This window comes from Streptomyces chartreusis NRRL 3882, assembly GCF_900236475.1.
Taxonomy (GTDB): Bacteria; Actinomycetota; Actinomycetes; order Streptomycetales; family Streptomycetaceae; genus Streptomyces; species Streptomyces chartreusis_D.
Genome location: NZ_LT963352.1, coordinates 5151907 through 5175587 on the forward strand (window position 1 = coordinate 5151907; position 23681 = coordinate 5175587).

Consider the following 23681-nt stretch of genomic DNA (forward strand, 5'->3'; position numbering starts at 1 on the left):
CAAGTCCTGGGAACCATCCTGCCCTTGCCGTGGGGAGGGCAGGATTCCGTTCCTCGAATGTTTCGAAGGATTTCCGGATCAAGCGGGCACCACGCTGCGCCCCGTCTCGTGGGCGTAGAGCGCCGCCCGGTCGTGCAGGGCCGCGTGGACCGCCATGTGGGCGTCCCTGCGGCGCTGCGCGGGGCCGTCGGGGAGGTGCAGGATGCCCGCGTTGCCGCGGGAGCCGCGCTGGACCTCGGCGGTGCGCGGGATGCGCAGGGACTCGTAGCGGGACAGGCGTTCCGGGATCGCCCGGACCGGCGCGTCCGCCAGGCAGGCGGCCAGGTCCATCGCGTCCTCGATCGCCTGGTTGGCGCCCTGGGCCATGAACGGGAGCATGGGGTGGGCCGCGTCGCCGAGGAGGGTGATGCGGTTCGTGGACCAGGTGCGCAGCGGCGGCCGGTCGTGCAGGGCCCACTGGTGGGTCGACTCGACCGCCTTGACCATGTCGCCGACCAGGCCCGCCCAGGTGCCGAAGACCGCACGCAGCTCGTCCGGGTCGCCGGGCCGGGACCAGGACTCGCGGGGCGGTGCGTCGGACGGCAGCGGCACGGTCGCGGCGTAGCTGAGGTACGCGCCGGACGCGACGGGATAGCACACGAAGTGCCCGCCCGGGCCGAGCCACAGCCGCACCAGTCGCTCGCGGGCCTCGGCCGGCAGCGCGTCCACCGGGACCAGGCCCCGGTAGATGCCGAGGCCCGAGTAGACCGGCTCGTCGCGGCGCAGCGTCTCGCGGACCGTGGAGTGGATGCCGTCCGCGCCGACCACCACGTCCGCCTCGCGGACCGTGCCGTCGTCGAAGGTGAGCCGGACGCCCGTCCCGTCCGGGAGTTCGCGCGCCGAGTTCAGCCGCTGGCCGAGGCCCAGACGCTCACGGTCGATCAGGGAGAGCAGAGCGTCGTGCAGATGCGCCCGGTGGATCGTCAGGTACGGCGCCGCGAACACGCGCTCGCACTCCGCGCCGAGCGGCGTGCGCGCGATGGGCCGCCCGTTCCAGCCGCGTACCTCCATCGCCTCGATCCGCACCGCGTGCTCCTCCAGCGCCGGGCCCAGGCCGAGACGCAGCAGGGGCCGGATCGCGTTCGGGGAGAGCTGGACGCCGGCGCCCACCTCGGCCAGTTCGCGGGCCTGTTCGTGGATCACGTACGGCGTGCCGTTCGCGGTCAGCGCGCCCGCCAGGGTCAGTCCGCCGATGCCCGCGCCGACGACGGCGACCGCCGGCCGCTCCACGCCGGCCGGGCCCGCGGAGTTCCCGGGCTGCCGCCGCCCTTCTGTGTCTTCGCCCAACAGCACCTCAGGGACCGCCTTCCGGGTCTTCGCGCCACATCCGTGCACCGTCGCGGTGCGAGCTCTCGCGTGGACGCACTGTCATCGGTCGTGTCCCGAGCATGTGGCGCCCGCCACCGGGCGGCAACGTCCCGCCCCGCCGTGCTGACAACTGTCGCCGCTTGCGTGACGGACGTCATCGAAACCCCCGTCACACCTGCTGCCGCACCCCCGCCCGGCCCTAACTTCCAGGAGGAGACGACCCGTTACGCACGACACCTGGAGGCACGCCGTGACACGCGAACGACGAGTGGAGCGACCGCGGTGACCGCGGTGGCCGTTGAGGGCCTGCTCAAGAGGTACGGGGACCACGAGGCCGTACGCGGCGTCGACTTCACCGTCGAGGAGGGGGAGATCTTCGCCCTGCTCGGACCGAACGGCGCCGGCAAGACCACCACCATGGAGATCCTGGAGGGCTTCCGGCACCGCGACGGCGGTGACGTGCACGTCCTCGGCCGCGATCCCGGCGACAAGGCGGACGGGCGCCTGCTGCGCGGGCAGATCGGCCTGGTGCTCCAGGACATCGCCGTGGAGCCCTACCTGTCGGTGCGGGAGACCATCGCCCGCAACGCGGGCTACTACCCGGCCCCGCGGGGTGTCGACGAGGTCATCGACCTGGTGGGGCTCCAGGAGAAGCGGGACGCGAAGGTCAAGGACCTGTCCGGCGGGCAGAAGCGGCGGCTCGACCTCGCGCTCGGCGTGATCGGCGACCCGAAGCTGCTGTTCCTCGACGAGCCGACCACCGGCTTCGACCCGGGCGCCCGCCGCGGGGCCTGGGAGGTCGTACGGAGCCTGCGTGACGCCGGCACGACCATCCTGCTGACCACCCACTACATGGACGAGGCGCAGGCCCTGGCCGACTCCGTCGCCGTCATCGCCGCCGGGCGGATCGTCGCCACGGGCACGCCCGACACCATCGGCGGGCGGGACAGCGCCCTCACCCGGATCCGGTTCGCGCTGCCGGCCGGTGCCGCCATCGACGACGTGCCGATCCCGGTCAGCGACGCCGAGGACGGTCTCGTCACCGCCGAGGCGAAGGATCCGACGGCCGCCCTGCACCGGCTCACCTCCTGGGCCCTGGACCGGGGCACGCCGCTGGCGCGGCTCACCGTCGAGCAGCCCACCCTGGAGGACGTCTACCTGGGGATGACCAGCTCCTACGTCCAGCAGGACGCCTCGTCACCGTCCGCCGGGCGGGACCGCACACCCTCCTCGGCGGCGCGTGCGCGCCGAGGGCGCCGACCCGGACGGAGCAGCCGATGACCAGCACCCTGCCCCCCACGACCACCGCCACCGGGCGGCGGGCCGAACGCCCCGGGCGGGAGCGGCCCGACGAACGCGGCTCCCTCGCCCTGCTCGCCCACCAGATCCGCTACGAGCAGCTGTCGTTCTGGCGCAACCCGCAGTCGATGGTGTTCACCTTCGTCCTGCCGATCGTGATCATCTCGGTCTTCGGTGCCGTGTTCGCCGGCAGCGAGGGCCAGGACTTCTTCTTCGGCATGAGCGGACTCCAGTACTACACGCCGACCATCGCCGCCGTGTCCGTGCTGGGCGCCTGCTACGGCCAGCTGGCGATCGTCCTCGCCATGCGCCGCCAGACCGGCGTCCTCAAACGGCTGCACGCGACCCCGCTGCCCGCCTGGGTGTACTTCGCGGGCCTGCTCGTGCACTGCGTCGTCGTCAGCGTGGTCGACGTGGCGCTGGTCATCGGCATCGGGCGGCTGTACGGGGTGCCCTGGCCCGCCGACTGGGCGGCCCTGGCGCTCACGTTGGTGCTCGGCGCGGCCAGCTTCTGCGCCCTCGGCGTCGGGGTGGCCTCGCTGATCCGCAACTCCGAGGCGGCGCCCGCGGTCGTGCAGTTCATCCAGTTCCCGCTGGTGTTCATCTCCGGCAGCTACTTCCCGATCCACTCCGAGGTGATGAACAACATCGCCGGGGTGCTGCCGGTGAAGCCGTTCAACGACGCCATGCTCGCGCCGTTCGCGCACGACGCCGGCTTCCAGTGGAAGGAACTGGCCGTGCTGGCGGCGTGGGGCGTCATCGGCGCCCTGATCGCCGTACGCAGCTTCCGCTGGGACCCGCGTCCCGAGTAGAGCCGGCGCGTCCCGACCACATCGAGGGGGCCTCCCGGAGGCCCCCTCGGCGCTTCCCCCCCCAAAAAAAAGACCCCCACACCCAGAAGGGACCCCCACCATGTCCGTGGACCACAGCGCCCGCCCGCAGATCACCTCGTTGGGAACCTGGCGTCTCGAACCGGCCGCCTCCACCGTGGAGTTCACCGGCCGGCACTTCTTCTTCCTCCCCGTGCGGGGTTCCGTCCCGGTGCGCTCGGGCCGTGTCGAGCTCGGCCCGGACGGCGTGCTGCTCCACCTCGACGCCGCGGTCGGGGCGGCGGGCTTCGAGAGCGGCAACCCGCAGCGGGACGCGGCCGTGCGCGGCCCGAGCCTCCTGGACGCCGAGCGCTTCCCCGAGCTGCGTCTCACGGGTGAACACCTCTCCACGGACGGCGACCTGACCCTCACGGGCCTGCTGGAGGTCAAGGGCCGTGCCACGCCGGTGACCTTCACGGTCGACGAGCTGACGGTGCGGGGCGAGCGGGCCGTCGTACGGGCCGGCGCCCGGGTCGACCGGCACGCGTGCGGGGTCGGCGGCATGCGCAGCCTGGTCGGAGCGGAACTGCGGGTGCGGGTACGGGCCGAGTTCGTACGGGAGGGATGAGCCGTACGACGCAGACGACGAAGAGGCCCGGCCGGTGAGGGGAATCCGGCCGGGCCTCTTGCGCAGGCGCCCGCGGGGCGCGGGGGATCACCCCGTGGGCGCCGGGTCGGGTACCGGTGTCCCGGTCGGTGCCGGTGCCGGGAAGACGTGGGACAGCCAGGCGTAGGTGCGCAGTTCCTCCAGCATGCTCAGGCCGAGCCGGTTGTGGAGCATGTGGGCGTGCGAGAAGAGGATCATGCCGGGGTGCACCGGCGACTGACGCCGGATCTCGGCGGCATGGGCGGTCAGGGCCTCGTACCAGTCGGTGAACGGCCCGTGGGCGTCCGGTGAGACGCCCGCCGTGGCCGGGTCCTGGCCGACCTCGGTGATCCGGTCGAGCAGCTCGCCCGGGTGCCCGGCGTCGCGCGCCCAAGCCTGCCAGGCGTCCCGGCCCCGGGCGAAGTAGTGGGCGCGTTCGGCCGGGCCGCCGAGGGCGACGGCGGCGGACAGCGTGCCGCGCAGGGCGAGCCGGGCGCGCCGCGCCTCGCCGGTGACGAGCGGGACCAGCCGCAGGACGAGTGTGCTGGAGAGGTGGAAGAGGGACTCGGCGGCCGGCATCAGCGTGCGGCCGCCGTAGCGCTCGTACTCGGGGTCGTAGTCGGCGCGGTGCACGCCGGGCGGCAGCAGTGCGTGGACGGTGGTGTTGACGCCGGTCTCACCGGCGGCGGCGAGCCGGGCCGCACCCTCCTGGTAGGCCTCCGGTGCCAGCGGCTCCTCGCCGGGCGCCGGCCGTCCCGCCACGGCGAGCCGGTCGCGCAGGGACTGCTCCACGCGCGCGTACGCGTCCGGGGAGAGGCCGGCGATCCGCAGCCGCAGGTGAGGCCCCGACTGCCAGTAGCGGATGAAGAACCAGGGGGTGCCGGGCGGCAGTTCGCCGACGGTCGGGCCGATGACGTCCGTCAGGACGCGGTCGTGGGCGCTGCGGGCGGTGGTGCCGAGGTGCAGGTGCCAGGCGCTCCAGCCGTGCGGTGTGGTGGTGGGCATACGCGTTCCTTGTCGGTCGGTGGGGCTGCTCCGGGGCCTTACGTGCGCAGGTCCAGCACGGCACCCCCGGTCTCGCGCGGTACGCCGACCACCGCGGACAGGACGATCGTCTCGTCCTCGCCGAGGCCGACGACCTCCTTGGTCTGGATCTCCTTGAACGCCCGGACCGGCCGGGCGAAGAGCCCCTCGGCGGCCGCGGCGAGGCACAGGCCGTGGACCGCCCAGCCGCAGGCGTGCTGGGCGGCGCTCCAGCCGGTGGGGCCGAAGCGGGCGAAGAGTTCGCGGGGGCGGACCGAGAAGAAGACGGTGAGGGGGGCGTTGGCGATGCCGCAGCCGTTGACCGGAGTCAGGCCGTAGCCGTAGTTGGCCTCCAGGCCGGCGGGGGCGGTGGGGTCGTCCCGGACCAGGTGTGCGGAGCCGTCGCGGACGCGGTGCACGCCGGGGGTGTGGCCGTCGACGTGCTGGACGACCGCGGTGACGGTGACCGCGTCGAAGGCGGCGGCCAGGAGCGGGTGCGGTGGGGGGACGCCCAGCCAGGCCAGGGTGGTGGCCAGGGTTCGGGCGGGCAGGGGGGTGTGGCACTTGGCCGAGTCCATGCCGTGCAGGGATCTGGGCATGCGGCCGGAGTGGCGGTGCCAGAGCAGTTCTGACCAGGTGGGGGTGCGGAGGGAGTGGGGCAGGGTGGGGGGTACGGCTGTGGTGACGGGCGCGGGTCGTGTGTGGCTGGTCGCGCCCACGCGGCGGTAGCCGCGTATCGGATGCGGCCCCGTGCCCCTCACGGCACTTCTGTCCACGTCGATGACCTGGGTGAGGGACGGATCTCCGTCGGGGACCGGGGATTCCGGCCCAGCCGGTCGGTGTACGGCGGGGCGTGGCTCACCCACGTCGATCAACCACGGCAGCGACCACTCCCAGGTGTGCTCCACACCCAGTTCGCGCAGCAGGCCCGATGCACCCTCGGTCGGGGGTGTCAGTGTCGCCGGCACCCCGAAGAGCTCCAGGCCCAGCGTCAACGCGCGCAGCACCATGCCCGTTTCGATCGCCACCAGCGAGCCCCGGAACCACTGGTACGCGAGTGGGATCGCCGTGTAGCGGCCGGTCAGGGCGATGCGGCTCGGGGTCCCTGTGCCGGGGCCCGTGAGGGTGTGCCGGGTGGGTTCCAGCAGCCGCCACGCGTCACCGTCCCCCACGAAGGCGTGGACCGGGAAGAGGCAGCGCGGTGAGGCGTAGGGGCGGTGTTCGTTGTACGGGTTCTCCGGTTCGCGGCGCAGGGGTGCGAACGTGGCGGTGAGGGCGTGGAGCAGGGCGTCCGGTGCGGGGTGGGCCCCGGCCGGGAGCCGGGGGTACGGCATCGCGGACAGCCGGTCGGTCGTGCCCAGGGGCAGGAGGGTCGCCGGTCCCGCCGGGCGCGGTGGCGGGGGCGGCACGTGGGAGTCGGGCGGGGGCGTGGCCGCCCAGGTCCACGGCGGTGGTTCCGGGCGGTCGTCGCCGGCACCGTAGGCGTACCACAGGGGCTCGCGGGCGATGCTGTTGTCGCCCTCCGGGCCCGGGAGGTCGACCGGGGCGCGCCGTGCCCAGGCCTCGGCGGGGGCCGTCACGGGAACGGGTGGGGGTCGTAGGGGATCGCCCGGTGCTCCTGGTCCGTGCCGCGCAGGGCGGCGCGGAGCCGGGGCAGTCCGGCCAGGCGCTGCTGGGCGTGGCCGAAGCACATCGGCACGATGCCGGGGACGACGGCACGGGCGACCGCGATGCCGGCGTCGGCGTGTTCCCGGCTGGTCTGGTCGACGACGACGATCCGGTCCAGGCCCGCGTCGGCGAAGAGCGAGGCCACGTACTCCAGGGTGCCGCGTACGTCGCCGCCGGCCGCCCGCTCCAGCCGCCCCGGCCAGTCGGGGAACGCCTCCTGGAGCGTGACGGCCGGGCCGCCGAGTCCGGCCAGGGCGCGGTCGCGGGTCTCGGGGACGGAGGAGAACCGGACGTGGTCCTCCAGGTCCTCCACGAGCCACGGGTCCTCGACCATCCGCTCGACCTGCTCGCGGGTCCAGTCGACCGGGTTCGTGACGAGCTGGGCGACCTCGCGCAGCGCGCCGCGGATCGCGGATTCGGGCTCGGCCCCGGAACCGGCGGAGGAGAAGGTCGCCGGGAAGGGGTTCTCCTCGTTCACGGCGATGACCCACACCACCGGCAGGCCGATGTCCCGGGTGGCGACCAGGAGGTGGACGTCGTAGCCGCGGGCCCGGATCAGTTCGACCATGGCCCGGCTCGTGGGGTCGGTGAGCGTGGAGACCGGGACGTGGGGGAGCGGGCGGGCCCGGTACCAGGACGTGAGGAAGGCGTCCCGCTCCGCGAGTTCGAACAGCGCGTGCAGGGCGGCCTCTTCGTAGTTGGCGCCGACCGCGCAGCCGCTGGAGCAGTCGAAGAAGTAGTGCCTGCGGTTCGCGGCACTGGCCACGCGGGCGGCGCGCCGGTCGCGGCGGAAGGCGTACTCGTACTGGTAGAAGGCGTGGTCGGCCGGCACCAGCAGGGGAGTGCCGTCGGCCAGGTCATGGCCCCAGGCCCAGTCCATCGGGGTGTCGGCCGTGAACGGCGTGGCCCTGCTGGTGGGGTGGGCGAGCTGCTCGGCGGTGTAGCGGCCGAGGCTGCCCGGGTCGACGGCCTGCCCGGCGACCTCGCGGTAGGAGCGGCCGGTCACCAGGGGGACGTCGTACGGGTAGCCGCCGAGCCGCTCGTACGCCTCCAGGACGGCGACCGGTTCGGTCTCCGCGAACGTACGGGCCCTGCCGTGGCCCATCGCCGGGGCGTCCGCGACGACCGCCATGCTCATCGCGAACGGGGCGTGCGACTCCCGCAGGATCGCGCGGACCGGCCCGAAGCGGTCGTCGACGAGCCGGTCCCGCAGGAAGCCGGGCTCGACGAGACGGCCGGCGGCGGTGCGCGTCGCGTCACCGGGTACGGCGGGCCGGGAGCGCAGGGAGCGGGGGGCCGGGGGCACGGTGCTCACCAGGTCCTCGGGGGACGGGCCGCAGACCGGGCAGTGGAAGCTGCGGGCGATGCGGTGCCGGCGCGTGCCGTGGACGGTCACCGAGTAGGCCTCGCCGGGCGCCAGGGGGCGGTCCGCCAGGTGCTCCAGGCCGGTGCGCAGCAGATCGGGCAGCAGGGGGGCGGGGGCGGCGGGGACCCGCGTGGCCTGGGTGAGGTCGCCCACGAGGGGGTGGTCGAGGACGGTGCGCTCGCGCACCTCGGCGCAGGCGGCACAGCCGGAGGAGGTGCCCGGCACCGACAAGGGGCCGACCATCACCTCGTCGTCGTACACCCGCACGGACAGGTGCGGTCCCCGTGCCTTCGTGAGGAGGTCGCGCTCCCAGGCCAGGTCCCAGCCGAGGTTGACGGAGACGGTGGCCCCGGTCGCTCGGGCCAGGGGGGCGAAGGCGGGCAGCCAGTCGTCGTAGGCCGTCGGGGGCAGTGCGGGGCCGGCGTGCACCGCGGTGGTCGGGTCAGTGGTCGGCATCGGCGGACTCCTCGGCGGTGAGGTCGGTCGGGACGGTCACCGGGCCGTACCAGAAGGGGAGTTCACCGAGCACCGGGTCGGTGCGGCGGGGCCGCCCCCGGTAGCCGGCGAGCGCGGTGAGCTGTTCCCGCAGCGCGGCCCGGACGGCGTCGTCCGCGGTCAGCAGGGCGTCGGTGGAGAGCCGGCCGGCCGTGCCGCCGGTCTGCGCGGCGGCGAGTGCCGTGCACAGCGCGGCGTACGTCGCGTCGGTGGCGGTCGGGCCCCAGCCGGCGCCGAGCGTCCGCCCGTCTAGGGTGACCTCGGCCAGCGGCCAGCCGACACCGGCGTGCCGGGCCAGGACGAGGACGGGTTCGGCTGCGTTCCCTCCCTCCCTTTCCCTGCCGAGCAGCGACCACAACTCGGCGTGGACCCGGTGGCCTTCGGCGTGCAGTGGGGCGTCCGCGTCGGGGACGAAGGCCTGCTTGGCCCCCGCGAGGTGACGCAGGGCGCCGTCGAGCAGCCAGTGCTCCCTGGTGAGGCCCGCCGCCGGGATGCCGGGTGTGCCGCCGGCGCGGTCGCGCAGGGCGGCCAGGGCGGCGGCGATGGTCGCCGTCTCCTGGTGGGCGGCCCAGGCGGTGACCGTGCCCGTGCGGTCCGCCCGGTGCTCCGCCGCGCGCAGGGCGAGGGGCATCTGCGGCAGGTGCTCGCCCTGCGCGGAGGCGAACAGGCCGGTCCAGCGGGCGGTGAGGACACCGGCGGCGTCGAGCGCGGCCTCGGGGGCGGGAAGCGGCTCGGCGGGCGCGTCGCCGAGACGGACGGCGACCGCTTCGTGCACGGGGGCGCCCGTGACGGTGACGCGGTCGGCCGTCAGATCAGGGCCGTGCACGACGTGGGCCTCACCGGGCTCCGCGACACCCGTGAGGGCGTCGGTCAGGAGCTGTGCGGCGAGGGCTCCCGCGAGGGAGTGGGCGATGGGCCCGGCCGCCGGTTCGACGCCCTCGGCGTCCGCCCAGGCCCTGGCCCGGTTCCGGAAGACCTCCCAGACGCCGGGCGCCACTCCGACGGGCCCGACGAGCACCGGCCCGGGACCGAGCAGCACGGGCACGTGCAGCGTTCCGTCCTGCTCGGTCCAGGTCCGGTCACCGTCGAGGAACTCGACGACGGCCCGTGGCACGCCCTCGGTTCCCACGGGTGCTGTCACCGCCGGGGCGCCGACGGGAGTTCCAGCACCGAATCCGTACACCGCCGGGTCGCCGACGGGAGTCGAGGTCTCGGGCTCGCGCGCCGCCGGGTCGCCGGCGGGGTTTCCGACACCTGGGCCGTGCACCGCCGGGTCGCCGGCGGGAATCAGGGCCCTGGATCCGCCCACGGACCCGCCGCCGGACAGCAGCGAGGGGTCCGCGAACATCGCGGGGTCGCAGACGGGGACCAGCGGCTTCGACGCGTCGGGGACGGTTGTCGCCGTCACGTCGGTGACGCCTGCCCGGCGCAGTCCGCGCAGGGCCGGAGCCGTCGCCGTCGCCGGGCCGTGCAGCCGTACCCGGGCGCGGCGCAGGCGTGCGAACGCCGCGTACGGGTCGTCCAGGCGGGCGGTGAGACGCGCCAGCGTGCCGGCGTGCAGGGCGGCCACCTCGGCCGGCGGCTCCGGCTCGGTGAGCGCGGCCGGGTCGAGCAGCAGGCCGTTCTCGCGGAGCTTGGTGAGCAGGTGCCGTACCGCCGGCCGGGCACGCTCGGTGCCGAACTCGGCGACCAGGGCGTCCTCCGTCGTCCCCGCCCGGAGCAGCGGCACGCAGCCGTCCGCCACCGCGTACAGCAGCTCCGAGCCGCGCAGCACGAACTGCCCGCGCGTCCCGCTGAAGTAGACGCCCCCCGGCACGGGCGCGTAGTGCAGCCCCGGCCGGGCCTTGAGGGACGCGGCACCGGCGCCTGCGGCCGTCCTCGCCGGGGTCCTGTCCACATCGGTCACCGTCACGGCCGGACTCCTTCCGCTTCGCCGTTGTTCACCGGGTCGTACACGAACCGCCCCCCGGCCCTGCGCCCGACTTCCAGCACCCACTCCGTCGCGTGCGTGCCGTCCGTGACGCCGGGCAGGGCCTCCTCCAGGTAGCTGGTCCCGGCCCCGCGGCGCTCCAGCATCCGCGGCAGGACCCGCACCGCGAGCGCGCTGGACAGGTCGACGTACTGCGGCTTCTGCGCCAGGCGCTTGGACTGGACGTCGGGGGCTCCGACCGACAGCGGGCCCTCGTCCTCCGGCGTCGACTTGATGACGACCTCCTCGGGGACGCCGTACCGGGCCCGCCACGCGGTCAGCGCGAGCAGCCGCTCGTGTTCGTCGGGCCCCGTGGCCACCGCCGTGTCCAGTTCGGCTCCGCCGTACCAGCGCCGCCGACCGATGAGGACGTCGCCGACCGCCATGCGCGGCGCGACACGGGTCTGCTTGCCGTCCCACGGGGTCGCCGCGTGCCAGGAGTTGGGCAGACTGTTGAAGAGCCGGCCGCTGATCACCAGGCCGGAGGCGACCGACAGCGGCGGCGGGAACAGGCCCGGGTGGCCCGTGCCCAGCGGCAGCACCCGCAGCGGGGCGCCGTCCGCGTCCTCCACCCGCAGCGTGTCGGACTCCGGGTCGTGTGCGAGGCGCAGGCCGAACCAGTCCTCCGCCGTGAGGCCGCCCGGCAGCACCGGCGTGTGCGCGTTGACGTTGAGGCGGTGCAGGCCCAGGTCCTCGGTGATGCGGGTGCCGTCGTGGCCGTAGAAGCGCCGCAGGTGGTCGGCCAGGCGGGGCAGGGCGCGGCCGCCCTGGCGGCGGTCGGCCTCGAGGAAGCGCGCGTACAGCATGCCGTGGCCCGGCAGCCCGTCGTTGAGCACGAGCTGGTCGCCGGCCTGCTGGAGCAGCACGCCGTAGATCAGCGGGTCGCTGCGGAAGCGGTCGGGCAGCGACCGGGTCAGCTCGGCGACGTCCCCGGCGGTGAGCCTCAGGGTGTCCTCACCGGCCTGGGCCGTCTTCGTGAGGAGGGCGTGCACCTCCTCGGACAGCTCGCGGCGCAGCAGGTACATGCGCTCCAGGCAGCCGTCGGCCGGTCCGATCCCGGACAGCGCGGCGGCCTGCCCCGTGCCCTCGGGCCCGTACACGGCGGCCATCGCGGCGGCCCGCCGGGAGACCTCCCCGACGATGAACGCCGCGTGCTCGGCGAGCGGCACGTTCGCCCCGGCGCCGAACCGCTCCACGAACGCGGCGGTCATCAGGACCCGTACGTCGTGCAGCCAGTCGAAGACCGTGAGGAGCTCCACCGCGGGGCCGAGGTCGGCCAGCGGGGTGTGCCAGTCGGAGGCCGCCACCTTCAGCGGCGGCATGACGTAGTCCTCCTCGACGGTGATCTGCGCGGGGCGGCCCACCGCCTGGCTGAACCGGCCGAGGTCCCCGCGCAGTTCCGCCAGGACCGGGCCCCGCTCGGCAGCCGGCGCCTCGGTCACCCGGGGCAGTCCGGTCCGCACCCGGTCCGCCAACTCCCGCACCACTTCCCGTTGTTCGGACTCGGGCAGGGTCAGCAGGTCGTCGTAGTCGCCTGCGGCGGTCTGCTCCTCGGGCCGGCCGAACGTGCACAGCACGCCCTGGTGCAGGGCCTGCCGTACGCGCCGCTCGGCCTCCTCGGCGGAGCAGCCGGCCCGGCGGGCGACGTGCGCCACGACCGCCGGGAACCTGCGCGGCCCCATGGACAGCGCGTCGAGCAGATCGCCGACGGGCCCGTCGAGCGGCACGGCGAGGCGGTGCATGCCCTGCTCGGAGAACTTCAGGAAGAACAGCTTGCCCGTCTCCGGGTCGGGCGCCGAGGTGGGCGGCATCCCCACCCACAGGCCGGTGAGGTCCGTGCCGTCGGCCGGCAGGCCGCCGAGGACGTAGTGCAGCATGACCCGGTCCAGGCCCGGCACGGCCCGCGCGCCGGTGAAGGGCACCTCGCCGGGGCGGACGGCCTCCGGATCGCCGGCCGGGGCCGGTTCGGCGATGCCCACCGCGGTGAACCGGGAGAGCGGGCTGGTGCGCACCATCGCCCGGGTCACGTACTGGATCAGTCCGCGCTCCGACTTGCGGGTGCGGGCGGACACCTTGCCCGGGCCCTCGACCGCGGCCCGGTAGCGCTCCGCCTCCTGGTGCACCTCCGGGGCGACGAGGGCGAGGGAGCGCAGCAGGTCGCCGTCGCCCAACAGGGCGGCCAGGACGGTGCGTTCGCGGTCGGCCGCAGCCGGGTAGCCCTCCGTGATCGCGGCGCGGAGCCGCTCCCGCCCGGCGTGGGCGGCCAGCCAGCGGGTCACCGAGGGGGTCGCCTCGGGGCCCTCGGGCGTCTTCTTGGGGGCGCGGCCGTTGTGGATGGCGCGGCGCAGCGCGATGAGCTCGCGGCGCTCGGTGTCCGAGGCGGCCGCGCCGATCCGCTCGTACAGCTCCTGCGAGCACGTCTCGGCGGCGTCGGCCAGGTCGGCCTCGGCGCGGGCGAGTTCACGGAGCAGGCGGCGCTGCTCCGGGTCGGCGAGGCGGGCCCTGCGCAGCGGGTTGACGCGCAGGAACCACTGGGGCTCGGGGCTGGTCATCGCGGGGCTCCCGTCTCCGTGGTGGTCAGGCGCTCCCGCCAGCTGCTGCCGAGTACCTCGTCCACCGTCTCGGCGAGGGCGAAGCACATGTAGTAGCGCTGCATCGGCGAGACCGTGAGCAGGGGCAGCTGCTGGTAGAAGAGGTTCGTCAGCAGGCGGTAGGCGGCGAAGAACGGGGACGGGGTGCTGATCGCCCCGGAGCCGTGCACGGTCCGGTGGAAGTCGGTGTCCGGCTGCTCGCCGCGCGGCACCGCCGTCTCGGCCCCGGGCGGGCCCATCCGGCTGCGGTCGACGCCGTCGGTGACGGAGTCCAGCAGGTCCGGGGTGAGGGCGCCGGTGGCGACGGCGTGGTCCAGGACCCCGGCGCCGTAGGCGAACGCGGTGCGCCACTGGGCCGCCGCCGGCGACACCGCACCGTTCAGGCGCTGTTCGACGACCTCGCGGATCCGGGGCGCCTCCTTGGCGAGGCGCTCCTGGAAGACCGGGCGCATGTCCTTGCGCGGAGCCGCCCAGGCGAGGAACGCCTCCACGTGCGACCGGGGCGAGAACACCCCGTACGCCGGTCCGAGCGCATGCGTGTCGACGAGGGCGGCGAACGCCTCCGCGAGGCGGACCGTGCCGCTGCCCGGTTCCTCGGCCAGGCCCTCGATCATCGACAGCACCGGCGTCGCGAGGGCGCCGTACACCACGGTGCGCAGGGCGTCCAGGCGCGGTTCCCGGGAGCGCAGCGCGGGGTCGCCGGGGCCGACGCGCAGCACCGCGCCGTGCTCGCGCAGCGGCAGGTACGGGGGCTCCACCGCTTCGAGCCGGCCGAACTCCCGGGCCTGCTCCAGATACACCTCCTCGGTCAGCGCCCGGGCCGGATCGAGGGGGCCGGCGTCCAGCCCGGCCTCGATCCCCGCCCAGTCGACGGCCCCGCCGGGCGCCCCCGCACCCACCGGGGCGAGCACGTCGACGTGCGGTCCGTGCAGCCAGCCGCGCCGCACCTGTACGCCGGGTACGCCCCGCTCGCCCAGTCCGCGGGCGACCGGGACGACGTGCCGCGCAAGCCAGGCCGGTGTCACCGGCATCCGGGTATGGAGTCGCACACCCGTCAGGCCGGCGGAATCCGGCCTCACGGCAATGCGCTCCGGAGCGTCAACCCCCATGTCCTTTCACCTTCCGAGAAGAACCGCAATGAATTCGAGAACGTGCATCACATCATTGGTGCGGGGAATTCGAACCGGAAGGGAAAACGGTCCGGGGCTTACATACGTCATCGTTTCCGTGACGCCCGGCTGGGGCCGGGATATCGGAATGTTCTATTCCGTTTCGAGGGTGTCCGAGGGCTGGCCGAAAACCGCCAAGAAGGCAGATCGGCCGGTGTATTCTCCGCGAGTGACATCTACGTCCCCCGCAACGCCCCCCACCCCGTCCGCCACGGACGCCGAGTGCCTCGCCCTCACCCGTAACCTGCGCCGCAGGGGAACCCTCGTGCTCTCCGTGTTCGCCCTGGTGTGGGCCGTCGCGGCGGCCTCGGGGACCGGCTCGGCGACCGACGTCGCGCCGCTCGGCATCGAGGTGGCGGCACTCGTGCTCACGGCGGCGGCGATCTACCTCGGATACCGCAAGGACGCCCGGCCCTCGCCTCGCACGGTGAGCCTGCCGGCGAACTGGGCGCGCGGCGTGGGCATCGTCAACTCCGTCGAGCTGGTGGCCATCTTCGCCGTCATCGCCGTGTCCAACGCCTCGGGGCACCCCGAGGCCGTCCCCGCGGGCATCGCCCTCGTCGTGGGGCTGCACTTCTTCCCGCTGGCCCGTCTGTACGACCAGTGGCAGTACCGGTGGACGGCGGCGCTGCTGACGGCCGTCGCGGTCGCCGGCTTCGTCCTCGTCGCGGCCGGCCTCGCGAGCGAGACCGTGCGGATCGTGGTCGGCCTGGGCAGCGCGGTGGTCCTGTGGGCCTCGTCGTACCACCTGGCCGTGCGGGGCTGAACCCGCCCGGCGACCCGAACGCAAGGATGTGCCCGACCGGCCGAGGCCGGGCAGGCGCATCCTTCTGCGTTCACGCTGTCGTGCTCATGCGGTCACGCTGGTTCAGCAGGCCGAGCAGGTGCTGGACGACGAGGAAGAGGTGCCGATCGAGCCGCTGGAGGCGCCCATCTCCGGCAGGGCGACGCCGTCGGTGACCTCGAGGGTCTCCAGCTCGTCCGTGTCGAAGCCCTCGAACGCCTTGTCCGCGTCCTGGTTCTTGATGCCGTCGATGCTCATGTCGAAATCCTTCCGGGATCCGTGGTGAGGGTGGGTCAGCAGGCCGAGCAGGTGCTGGAGGACGAGGAGGAGGTGCCGATCGAGCCGCTGGAGGCGCCCATCTCCGGCAGGGCGACGCCGTCGGTGACCTCGAGGGTCTCCAGCTCGTCCGTGTCGAAGCCCTCGAACGCCTTGTCCGCGTCCTGGTTCTTGATGTCCTTGGCGGTCATGTGATTTCCTTCCGTCGATTTCGGGAAGTACCGTGACCGGAATTCCCGGGATCATTGAGGGGTTCACCTTCCGGAATTTCTTTCGCTTCCGTCCGGCTCTGACATCCATATTGCTCGGCCCGTCATCCCGGCGCCAGGGTTTCCGGCCGCCGGCTGACATTTATCACGGGGCGAATGACTTTCCGTCGCCGCCCTGATTTCCGGAGCCGTCGAGCGGAATTGCCCATTCAGGGCTGTTCACCATGTGCCATTCCTCGCCCGGGTCCGCGGGCGGCGCCGTACCCGTGGTCGGCGTGCCCAGCAGGAAGTCGCCGACCGAGGACTCCCGGAGGTAGTCCAGGCCCAGCACGCGGGCGGACAGGTCGGCGTCGCCGTTGCCCAGCCCGCAGGGCGCCAGGCCCATCGCCGTGGCCACCAGGTACATGGTCTGGTAGAGCACCCCGGTGTGCCGCAGCGTCGTCGCGTAGGCCATGGCCCGGTACTTCCACGCCATGCGCTGGAACCGCGAGGTCACCGTGACGAGCACATCGGGGCGCACCTCGAAGCCCACCGAACGGGACGCCACACCCAGCAGCGCCCGCCGGTCCGCCTCCGCGGCGCTGACGAGGACGAGACGGTGCGCGTACGAGTCGTAGTGGTAGACGCCCGGCTCCAGCCCGGCACAGCGCAGCACCGTGACGTACAGCTCCAGTTCGTACAGCGAGCCGCCGCTCGGGTAGGGCCGCGAGACGACCTCGTCCTCGCCGGGCGCGTCCGGGCCGGGAGTGCGGTGCACCCGGACCCGCTGCACCCGGTACAGGAACTCGCCCAGCTCGCGCGCCGTCAACGCCCGCTCCCCGAAGGTGCGGTGGGAGCGGCGGGACTCGACGGCGGCGGTCAGGGACGGGTCGCCGGCGTCGATGTCGGAGCGGCGCGGGCGGTACAGCTCGGTGACGGGGCCGTGCGGCGCTGGCTTCACGGCGGGCTGCGGGTCGATCTCGCCCCGGTAGGGGTAGAGGGCGCCGAAGGCCTCGTCGTAGCGCCCGGAGCGGATGCGCGAGTGGAACAGCAGGTCGTGGAAGTCCCACTGGCGCAGCACCGGATCGGTGTCGGAGCCGAACGTGCCGTCCGCTCCGGCGAGTTCGGCGAAACCGAGGCCGACCAGATGGCACAGGACGTCCAGGGCCTCCGCCTCGCTCAGCCCGGTGACCTCCCCGGCGCTGCCCGCCCGGCCCGGCTGTCCCAGGGCGGCGGCGAGCTCGCGGGCGGCCCGGTCCACGAGCACGGCGCGGAACTTCACCAGGGGTGACTCCAGGACGAGGACTCCTTCGCGCGTACGGCAGAAGGCGAACCGCGAGAGGCGGACGCGCGCGCCGGCGGGCACGTCCGCGACCCGGTGCCCGGCGTCCCGGGCGGTCGGCTCCAACCGGACCAACTCCCGGCGCAGCGGCGGCTCGGCGTGCGTGAGCACGCTGTACGCCAGCAGATGCCCGGCCCGCTCCAGCAGCGCGTCGGCCCGCTCCCGCCCGGCGCCGTCGAGGCCCTCGTACAGCTCCTCGCGCGGCAACGGGCCCTCGGCCAGCCGGTCCAGGACGGTGCGCAGCGGGCCGCGTACCGGGCGCAGGGCGAGGGAGGTGGCGGGCCCCCGGAGCAGGGCGGTGCCCGTGCTGTCGTCGAACGTCACCCGCACGTCGGTGCGCAGCGCCCGGGCGGCGAACCCGGGGGGTTTCTTCGTGGTCGCGGGAATCATCGGGCCTCCGGTACGGACTCGTGTGGATCGACCTGTCGAAATCCACTCTGCGCCCCGCTACACCCCCTCCTCGCTCACCGGCCGCACCGAATGACAGTCACCATTCCCCCTCGTGACCGAGGTCATGGAATGCGTGACAGATGACAGGGACGGACGGCATTCGCTCGGACATTCGGCGCCCAAAGCGCATGCTCGGAACACGAATTCCACCGTCACGCTCACCGGCAGAGAAGGAAAACCTCGTGTTCAGTCGTCGACATGCGATACGTCTCGGTCTCACCACCGGCGCCGTCGGGGCGGTCGGCGCGGCGGGCGGGGTCTTCCGGACGCTCACCGCCGGACAGCCGGCCGCGGCCGCGACCCCGGCAGCCGGGAAGGCCTCCGCGGCCGCACCGGTCGAACCGTTCTCGGTGCCGCTGACGATTCCGCCGGTCCTGGCCCCGTACCGCCGTACCGGAACCGCCGACTTCTACCGCATCACGATGCGCCGCACCGGCGTGGAGATCCTGCCGGGCACCCGCACCGACGCCCTGACCTACAACGGCTCGTTCACGGGCCCCACCATCCGCGCCCGCACCGGCCGGACCACCGTCGTCCAGCAGATCAACGCGCTCGACATGCCGACCTCGGTGCATCTGCACGGCGGCAACAACCCCGTGGCGCACGACGGCGGGATGATGGACACCATCGCGCCCGGCGGCAAGCGGACGTACGTGTACGAGAACGAGCAGCCCGGCGCCACCCTGTGGACGCACGACCACGCGCACCACATGGAGTCCGAGCACGTCTACCGGGGCCTGTCCGGTCTCTACCTGCTGCGGGACCCCGCCGAGGACGGGCTGGGCCTGCCGGCCGGGAAGTACGACGTCCCCCTGGTCCTGCGGGACGCGCAGTTCGACGGCAACGCCCAGCTGGTCTACACGATGGACGACGCGGAGAACCGCACGACCATCCTGGTCAACGGCAGGCCCTGGCCGTACATGAAGGTCGAGGCCCGCAAGTACCGCTTCCGACTGGTCAACTCGTGCAACCTGCGCATCTTCGTCCTGGCGCTGTCCGACGGCTCGGCCACCCAGCACCCCGTGCGGCAGATCGGCACCGACGGCGGTCTGCTCGCCGCCCCCGCCGAGACGCCCGTGCTGGTCCTGTCCCCGGGCGAACGCATCGACTTCGTCGTCGACTTCTCGAAGTACGCGCCCGGCACCAGGCTCACCCTCGCCAACATGCTGGGCCCCGGTCCGACCGAACTCGTCGGCCAGGTCATGCGGTTCGACGTCGGTGAGCGGACCGCCGACAGCAGCCGGGTGCCCGACACCCTCGCCACGCTGCCGGCGCTGCCGAAGCCGACCGTGGAGCGCAGCTTCGAACTCTCCATGGACGAGCCCGGCTCCGGCGGCCACCAGGCGTACATCAACGGCAGGACCTTCGACCCGGACCGCATCGACACCCACATCGAGTGGGGCAGCACCGAGGTGTGGACGGTCACCAACAAGAGCGCCACCGTGCCGCACAACTTCCACACGCACCTGGTGCAGTTCCGCATTCTCGAACGGGACGGGCAGCCGCCGTATCCGGCGGAGACCGGCTGGAAGGACACCGTGCTGCTCTTTCCCGGCCAGACGGCGAAACTCCAGCTCACTTTCGATTCACACCGCGGTGTTTATCCGTACCACTGCCACATGATCGACCACAGCGCCATGGGAATGATGGCGCAAATGAAGATCGCCTGAGTTTTCCGGACCTGAGTTTCCGGGACCTGAGTTTTCCGGAAAGGAGGACCATGACCACCGAAGCAATTCCCAGCCCCTACGCCCGCCGCGTCCTCGCGGCACTGGGCAGGGACCCGACCCGTGTCGTCCTGCACCGGCCGGACACGACGGTGACGGCCGGCGCGCTGCGGGCATCCGTCCTGGGCAGCGCCGCGCTGCTGCACTCCCAGGGCATCCGCCCCGGCACCACCGTCGCCATCCTGACCGGCCCCAACCACCCGCTGATGCTCAGCGCCCGCTACGCCGTCCATCTGCTCGGCGCCACCTCCGTCTACGTCCGCTCGATGAACCCCCGCACGGACACCGAGACGTTCTCGGTCGCCACCCAGACCGGGCTGCTGCGTGACCTCGGTGTGTCGCTGCTGCTCGTGGACGAGGCGGACGAGGAGAGCGCGGCCCGCGGCAGATGGCTGGCGCGGCGGCGGCCCGGCCTGACCGTGCGGGCGATCCCGCGCACGGCGGACGGGCACGACACCGTGCCGCCGGCCCTGTCGCCGAGCCCCGACGACCTGGCCGTCGTCGACTTCACCAGCGGCAGCACCGGGCGGCCCAAGATGGTCGCGCAACGCTACGGCACCCGCGAGCACCTCGTCGGCCGGCTGGCCTCCGGCCTCGATCCGAGGGGACCGGCGACACTGCTGTCCGTCACGCCGGTCAGCCACACCACGGCACCCATGGCGGACGCCGTGCTGTGCGCGGGTGGCACGGTCGTCCTGCACGACGAGTTCGACGCCGACGCGACCCTGACGGCGATCGCCGAACTCGGGGTGACCGACGTGTACCTGGCGGTGCCCCACCTGTACCGCCTGCTCGACCACCCGCTGGTCACGTCGTACGACCTGTCGTCGCTGCGCCGCATCACGTACAGCGGCACCCCGGCCGCGCCCGAGCGGGTCCGGCAGGCGGTCCGGGTCTTCGGCGACGTACTGATCCAGGTGTACGGCACCACGGAGGCGGGCGGCATCAGCAGCCTCACCCCGCTCGACCACCGCGAGCCGGAACTGCTGGGCTCGGCCGGCCGGCCCTTCCCCTGGGTACGCGTCGAGATCCGGGAGCCGGACTCGGGCACACCGCTGGGGCGGGGGCGGAGCGGCGAGATCTGGATCAACTCGCCGACGGTGTCGGCCGGTTACCTCGACGACGCGGAGCTGACCGCGGCGACCTATCGGGACGGCTGGCTGCGCACCGGCGACCTAGGCCACTGGGACCGCTACGGCTATCTCCGGCTGGACGGCCGGGTCGGTGACGTCATCAAGCACGGCGGGCTCAAGCTCGACCCGTCCGCCATCGAGGCGGCCCTGCTGAAGCATCCGCAGGTGCGCCAGGCTGCCGTGTTCGGCGTACGCGACGAGGACCTGGTGGAGCAGGTCCACGCCGCCGTCGAACTCCACTCGGGCGCCGGTCACACCTCCTGCGACCTGCGCGACTACGTCGCAGCCACCCTCACTCCGGAACACGCCCCACTCAGCGTCTCGATCTGGCCCGAACTCCCCCTCACCCCCACGGGAAAGCCGGACCGAACACGGCTGCGGGGCGCCACGGCCCCGATACGAATCCGCCCGACGCCGAAAACACCCCGCACGGAACCCCGGCCCCCGACGGAAGCCACGACCCCCTTGCCCTCGCCGGGCGACCCGGTGCCCTTGCCCTCGCCGGGCGACCCGGTGCCCTTGCCCTCGGCGGGCGGGCCGGTACCTCCGCCCTCCACGGGCGACCGGGTGCCTCCGCTCCCGGCGGACGGCTCGGCGTCCTTGCCTTCGCCGGGTGGCCCGGTGCCTGTGCCCTTGGCGGGCGGCCCGGTACCCGCGCCGCGCGCAGACGGCTTGGCACCCCTGCTCCCGGAGAGCGGTCCGGCACCACCGTCCCCGGCGGGCGGCCCGGCACCTTCGCCATCCGCGGGCGGCCGGGTGCCTCGGCTCCCGGCGGGCGGCTCGGTGCCCTTGCCCCCGGCGGGTGGGCCGGTGCCTCCGCCCTTGGCGGGCGGCCCGGTACCTCTGCCCCGCGCAGATGGCGTGGCACCTCCGCTCCCGGAGAGCGGGCCGGCACCTTCGCCCTCCGCGGGTGGTCCGGTGCCTCCGCTCACGGTGGGCGGCTCGGTGCCCCTGCCTTCGCCGGGTGGCCCGGTGCCTGTGCCCTTGGCGGGCGGCCCGGTACCTGCGCCGCGCGCAGACGGCGTGGCACCCCTGCTCCCGGAGAGCGGTCCGGCACCACCGTCCCCGGCCGGCAGGGGCCCCGCGCCGGAGCCGGTGGAGGGGCGCGGCGCCGGGCCGCCCGGGCACGGCGGCTTCGCCGGAGCAGACGTCCGCCGGTCCATCGAGCCGCGCAGGCGTACCGATCCGCGCAACAGAAAGGGCATCCCATGACCGCGTTCGGCCACTTCGCCAGGTCACTGAGGCTGCGGCGGCTCTACCGTCACAGCACGGCCGGCCTGATGATCACCCCTCTCGACCACTCGATCAGCGACGGACCCGTCGTACCCAAGGGCACGAGCCTCGACCACCTCGCCGGGCAGCTCGCTGCCGGCGGCGCGGACGCGGTCGTCGTGCACAAGGGCAGCGTCCGCCACATCAGCCCGGAGCGGTTCGCCGCGATGTCGCTGATCATCCACCTCAACGCGTCCACCAGCCAGGCGCTCGACCCCGACGCGAAGTACGTGGTGACGCAGGTCGAGGAGGCCCTCCGGCTCGGCGCGGACGCGGTGAGCGTCCACGTCAACGTCGGCTCCGACGACGAGCGGCAGCAGATCGGCGACCTCGGCCGGATCGCCGACGCCTGCGACCGGTGGAACCTGCCGCTGCTCGCCATGGTGTATCCGCGCGGCCCCCGGGTCACCGACCCGCGCGACCCGGACCTGGTGGCGCACGCCGTCACCGTCGCCTCCGACCTGGGCGCGGACCTGGTCAAGACCGTCTTCCTCGGCTCGACCGCGGAGATGCTCGACCTGACCGCCGCCTGCCCGGTGCCCGTCCTGGTCGCGGGCGGTCCCGCGATGCCCACCGAGGAGGACGTGCTGGCCTACGTCCGGGACGCCCTGGCCGGCGGTGCCGGCGGAGTGGCGATGGGCCGCAACATCTTCCAGGCCTCCGATCCACGGCGGCTCGCCGCCAAGGTGGCCCGGCTGATCCACCACTTCCCGGAGCAGCACTTCGCCCCGCTCGCCTTCCAGGCCGCCGACGCACACCGGGACGAGCGCCTGACCCCCGATCACCTGGACGCCCCGGCCCACCTCGGCGCGCCCGGCTCCCCGCTCGACCGCGACACCCGCACCGACCGCGACACCCACCACCTCTCCGACGTTCCACACTCGACAGGAGGTCCGCACCATGACGGACGCAAAACTGTGCTGGCTTGACATCCGCCGCGCCGGCACCGCCACCCAGGCCGTCCTCGAAGAGGCCCTGCACCAGCGCATCGACGGCATCGTCGCCGCCGACCCGGCCGCCTTCGCCGGCCTGCCTCCCACCGTCCGCAAGGTCCTGCTCTTCGAGGACGGCCTCGACTCCGTCCCCGCCGACCTGGGCGCCGCCGACCTGGTGGTCGTCCCGGGCCCCCGCGAGGACCGGGCCGCGCTCCAGGAGGCCCACCCGGACGTCGAGTTCGGCCGCTACGTGGAGATCGTCGACGCCGACACCCTGGAGGACGCCTGCCTGGCGGCCCGCCTGGAGCCGTGGAGCGTGCTGGACTTCCGTGACCCCACCAAGATCCCGCTGGAGATCGTGATCGCGGCCGCCACCGGCGCACCGGGCTCGATCATCACCACCGCGTCCAACACCGAGGAGGCCGAGATCATCTACGGCGTCCTGGAACTGGGCTCGGACGGCGTCCTGATGCGGGCCAGCACCGTCGGCGACGCCACGGCCCTGCGCACCGCCGCCAGCGCCCGGGGCGGCGAGATCGACCTGGTGGAACTGACCGTCACCCGGACCACGCACATCGGCATGGGGGAGCGGGCCTGCGTCGACACCACGACCCACTTCCGCAAGGACGAGGGCATCCTCGTCGGCTCGCACTCCAAGGGCATGGTGCTGTGCGTCAGCGAGACCCACCCGCTGCCGTACATGCCGACCCGTCCGTTCCGGGTCAACGCCGGCGCCCTGCACTCGTACACCGTCTCGCAGGCCGGCCGCACCCACTACCTGAGCGAACTCCACGCCGGCAGCAAGGTGCTGGCCGTCGACGTCAAGGGCCGCACACGGCCCGTCAGCGTCGGCCGCGTCAAGATCGAGACCCGTCCGCTGATCTCCATCGACGCGGTCGCCCCCAGCGGGCAGACGGTCAACCTGATCCTCCAGGACGACTGGCACGTCCGGGTCCTCGGCCCGAACGCCTCGGTCCTCAACTCCACGGAGCTGAAGCCGGGCGACACCATCCTCGGGCACCTGCCCACTGCGGACCGCCATGTCGGCTACCCGATCGACGAGTTCTGCCTGGAGAAGTGAGCGCGGCACACCACCCGACACCAGACGCCGTAGCGACCGCACCAGCCCCGGGCCCCACCGGCCCGTGCCGAGCGCCCGCACGGCCCCGCCCCGCCCCGGCACCCCACGTGC

At 73.7% G+C, this 23681-nt stretch carries 18 protein-coding genes; 8 read left to right on the forward strand and 10 right to left on the reverse strand.

Going from position 1 to position 23681, the window contains the following annotated elements; all coding sequences use genetic code 11:
• Positions 1-78: 78 nt before the first annotated feature.
• Positions 79-1332, reverse strand: a complete 1254-nt coding sequence (locus SCNRRL3882_RS23365) for an FAD-dependent monooxygenase (RefSeq protein WP_010035555.1) — start codon at positions 1330-1332, stop codon at positions 79-81.
• 297 nt (positions 1333-1629) lie between these two features.
• Between SCNRRL3882_RS23365 and SCNRRL3882_RS23370 the strand changes: the two genes are divergently transcribed.
• From SCNRRL3882_RS23370 to SCNRRL3882_RS23380, 3 genes are all read left to right on the forward strand, one after another.
• Positions 1630-2628: an ABC transporter ATP-binding protein gene (locus SCNRRL3882_RS23370; RefSeq protein WP_010035553.1), complete on the forward strand. Its 999-nt coding sequence runs from the start codon at positions 1630-1632 to the stop codon at positions 2626-2628.
• Entirely contained in the window at positions 2625-3458 is an 834-nt protein-coding gene (locus SCNRRL3882_RS23375) for an ABC transporter permease (protein WP_010035551.1), read from the forward strand. The genes SCNRRL3882_RS23370 and SCNRRL3882_RS23375 overlap by 4 nt, the downstream gene beginning before the upstream one ends.
• A 100-nt stretch (positions 3459-3558) precedes the next feature.
• Positions 3559-4083 (forward strand): YceI family protein, encoded by a 525-nt coding sequence (locus SCNRRL3882_RS23380; RefSeq protein WP_010035549.1) that lies wholly within the window; start codon positions 3559-3561, stop codon positions 4081-4083.
• Positions 4084-4170: 87 nt separating this feature from the next.
• On the opposite strand, the gene SCNRRL3882_RS23385 is transcribed toward SCNRRL3882_RS23380, so the two are convergent.
• Genes SCNRRL3882_RS23385 through SCNRRL3882_RS23410 form a run of 6 tightly spaced genes read right to left on the reverse strand, consistent with a single transcriptional unit; the run spans position 4171 to position 14244 of the window.
• Positions 4171-5106, reverse strand: coding sequence for a thiopeptide-type bacteriocin biosynthesis protein (locus SCNRRL3882_RS23385; protein ID WP_010035547.1), 936 nt, complete (start codon positions 5104-5106; stop codon positions 4171-4173).
• A 38-nt stretch (positions 5107-5144) separates the two neighbouring features.
• Positions 5145-6704 (reverse strand): nitroreductase family protein, encoded by a 1560-nt coding sequence (locus SCNRRL3882_RS23390; RefSeq protein WP_010035545.1) that lies wholly within the window; start codon positions 6702-6704, stop codon positions 5145-5147.
• Complete coding sequence (locus SCNRRL3882_RS23395) at positions 6701-8614, reverse strand: TOMM precursor leader peptide-binding protein (protein WP_010035543.1); 1914 nt, start codon at positions 8612-8614, stop codon at positions 6701-6703. The genes SCNRRL3882_RS23390 and SCNRRL3882_RS23395 overlap by 4 nt, the downstream gene beginning before the upstream one ends.
• Complete coding sequence (locus SCNRRL3882_RS23400) at positions 8601-10565, reverse strand: hypothetical protein (protein WP_010035541.1); 1965 nt, start codon at positions 10563-10565, stop codon at positions 8601-8603. The genes SCNRRL3882_RS23395 and SCNRRL3882_RS23400 overlap by 14 nt, the downstream gene beginning before the upstream one ends.
• Positions 10562-13174, reverse strand: a complete 2613-nt coding sequence (locus tag SCNRRL3882_RS23405) for a lantibiotic dehydratase (RefSeq protein ID WP_010035540.1) — start codon at positions 13172-13174, stop codon at positions 10562-10564. Before SCNRRL3882_RS23405 ends, SCNRRL3882_RS23400 begins: the two co-directional genes overlap by 4 nt.
• Entirely contained in the window at positions 13171-14244 is a 1074-nt protein-coding gene (locus tag SCNRRL3882_RS23410) for a hypothetical protein (RefSeq protein WP_010035539.1), read from the reverse strand. Before SCNRRL3882_RS23410 ends, SCNRRL3882_RS23405 begins: the two co-directional genes overlap by 4 nt.
• A 307-nt stretch (positions 14245-14551) precedes the next feature.
• Between SCNRRL3882_RS23410 and SCNRRL3882_RS23415 the strand changes: the two genes are divergently transcribed.
• Positions 14552-15148 (forward strand): DUF7010 family protein, encoded by a 597-nt coding sequence (locus SCNRRL3882_RS23415; RefSeq protein ID WP_040902644.1) that lies wholly within the window; start codon positions 14552-14554, stop codon positions 15146-15148.
• Between the two features lie 102 nt (positions 15149-15250).
• On the opposite strand, the gene SCNRRL3882_RS23420 is transcribed toward SCNRRL3882_RS23415, so the two are convergent.
• From SCNRRL3882_RS23420 to SCNRRL3882_RS23430, 3 genes are all read right to left on the reverse strand, one after another.
• A complete protein-coding gene (locus tag SCNRRL3882_RS23420; protein WP_078602759.1) occupies positions 15251-15424 on the reverse strand; it encodes a thiazolylpeptide-type bacteriocin in 174 nt (57 codons plus the stop codon).
• Positions 15425-15459: 35 nt separating this feature from the next.
• The gene (locus tag SCNRRL3882_RS23425) at positions 15460-15633 is read right to left on the reverse strand and encodes a thiazolylpeptide-type bacteriocin (protein WP_078602758.1); all 174 of its coding nucleotides are present in this window, start codon (positions 15631-15633) and stop codon (positions 15460-15462) included.
• Positions 15634-15796: 163 nt separating this feature from the next.
• Positions 15797-17362 (reverse strand): SagB/ThcOx family dehydrogenase, encoded by a 1566-nt coding sequence (locus tag SCNRRL3882_RS23430; protein ID WP_010035536.1) that lies wholly within the window; start codon positions 17360-17362, stop codon positions 15797-15799.
• A 242-nt stretch (positions 17363-17604) separates the two neighbouring features.
• On the opposite strand from SCNRRL3882_RS23430, the gene SCNRRL3882_RS23435 reads away from it, so the two are divergent.
• The 4 genes from SCNRRL3882_RS23435 to SCNRRL3882_RS23450 are packed head-to-tail and all read left to right on the forward strand — an operon-like array spanning position 17605 to position 23570.
• On the forward strand, positions 17605-19092 hold the full coding sequence (locus SCNRRL3882_RS23435) for a multicopper oxidase family protein (protein ID WP_010035534.1): 1488 nt from the start codon (positions 17605-17607) through the stop codon (positions 19090-19092).
• Positions 19093-19142: 50 nt separating this feature from the next.
• Complete coding sequence (locus tag SCNRRL3882_RS41835) at positions 19143-21494, forward strand: class I adenylate-forming enzyme family protein (RefSeq protein WP_159399451.1); 2352 nt, start codon at positions 19143-19145, stop codon at positions 21492-21494.
• Positions 21491-22483 (forward strand): 2-amino-3,7-dideoxy-D-threo-hept-6-ulosonate synthase, encoded by a 993-nt coding sequence (locus tag SCNRRL3882_RS23445; protein ID WP_010035530.1) that lies wholly within the window; start codon positions 21491-21493, stop codon positions 22481-22483. Before SCNRRL3882_RS41835 ends, SCNRRL3882_RS23445 begins: the two co-directional genes overlap by 4 nt.
• On the forward strand, positions 22455-23570 hold the full coding sequence (locus SCNRRL3882_RS23450; RefSeq protein WP_010035529.1) for a 3-dehydroquinate synthase II: 1116 nt from the start codon (positions 22455-22457) through the stop codon (positions 23568-23570). Before SCNRRL3882_RS23445 ends, SCNRRL3882_RS23450 begins: the two co-directional genes overlap by 29 nt.
• The last annotated feature ends 111 nt before the right edge of the window (positions 23571-23681 follow it).

Bases quoted from the DNA above. Each gene is read 5' to 3' on its own strand.
- SCNRRL3882_RS23395 (WP_010035543.1), bottom strand. From the start codon at position 8,614: ATGCCGACCACTGACCCGACCACCGCGGTGCACGCCGGCCCCGCACTG.
- SCNRRL3882_RS23385 (WP_010035547.1), bottom strand. From the start codon at position 5,106: ATGCCCACCACCACACCGCACGGCTGGAGCGCCTGGCACCTGCACCTC.
- SCNRRL3882_RS41835 (WP_159399451.1), top strand. From the start codon at position 19,143: ATGACCACCGAAGCAATTCCCAGCCCCTACGCCCGCCGCGTCCTCGCG.
- SCNRRL3882_RS23450 (WP_010035529.1), top strand. From the start codon at position 22,455: ATGACGGACGCAAAACTGTGCTGGCTTGACATCCGCCGCGCCGGCACC.
- SCNRRL3882_RS23405 (WP_010035540.1), bottom strand. From the start codon at position 13,174: ATGACCAGCCCCGAGCCCCAGTGGTTCCTGCGCGTCAACCCGCTGCGC.
- SCNRRL3882_RS23425 (WP_078602758.1), bottom strand. From the start codon at position 15,633: ATGACCGCCAAGGACATCAAGAACCAGGACGCGGACAAGGCGTTCGAG.
- SCNRRL3882_RS23410 (WP_010035539.1), bottom strand. From the start codon at position 14,244: ATGCCGGTGACACCGGCCTGGCTTGCGCGGCACGTCGTCCCGGTCGCC.
- SCNRRL3882_RS23420 (WP_078602759.1), bottom strand. From the start codon at position 15,424: ATGAGCATCGACGGCATCAAGAACCAGGACGCGGACAAGGCGTTCGAG.
- SCNRRL3882_RS23445 (WP_010035530.1), top strand. From the start codon at position 21,491: ATGACCGCGTTCGGCCACTTCGCCAGGTCACTGAGGCTGCGGCGGCTC.
- SCNRRL3882_RS23430 (WP_010035536.1), bottom strand. From the start codon at position 17,362: ATGATTCCCGCGACCACGAAGAAACCCCCCGGGTTCGCCGCCCGGGCG.
- SCNRRL3882_RS23375 (WP_010035551.1), top strand. From the start codon at position 2,625: ATGACCAGCACCCTGCCCCCCACGACCACCGCCACCGGGCGGCGGGCC.
- SCNRRL3882_RS23380 (WP_010035549.1), top strand. From the start codon at position 3,559: ATGTCCGTGGACCACAGCGCCCGCCCGCAGATCACCTCGTTGGGAACC.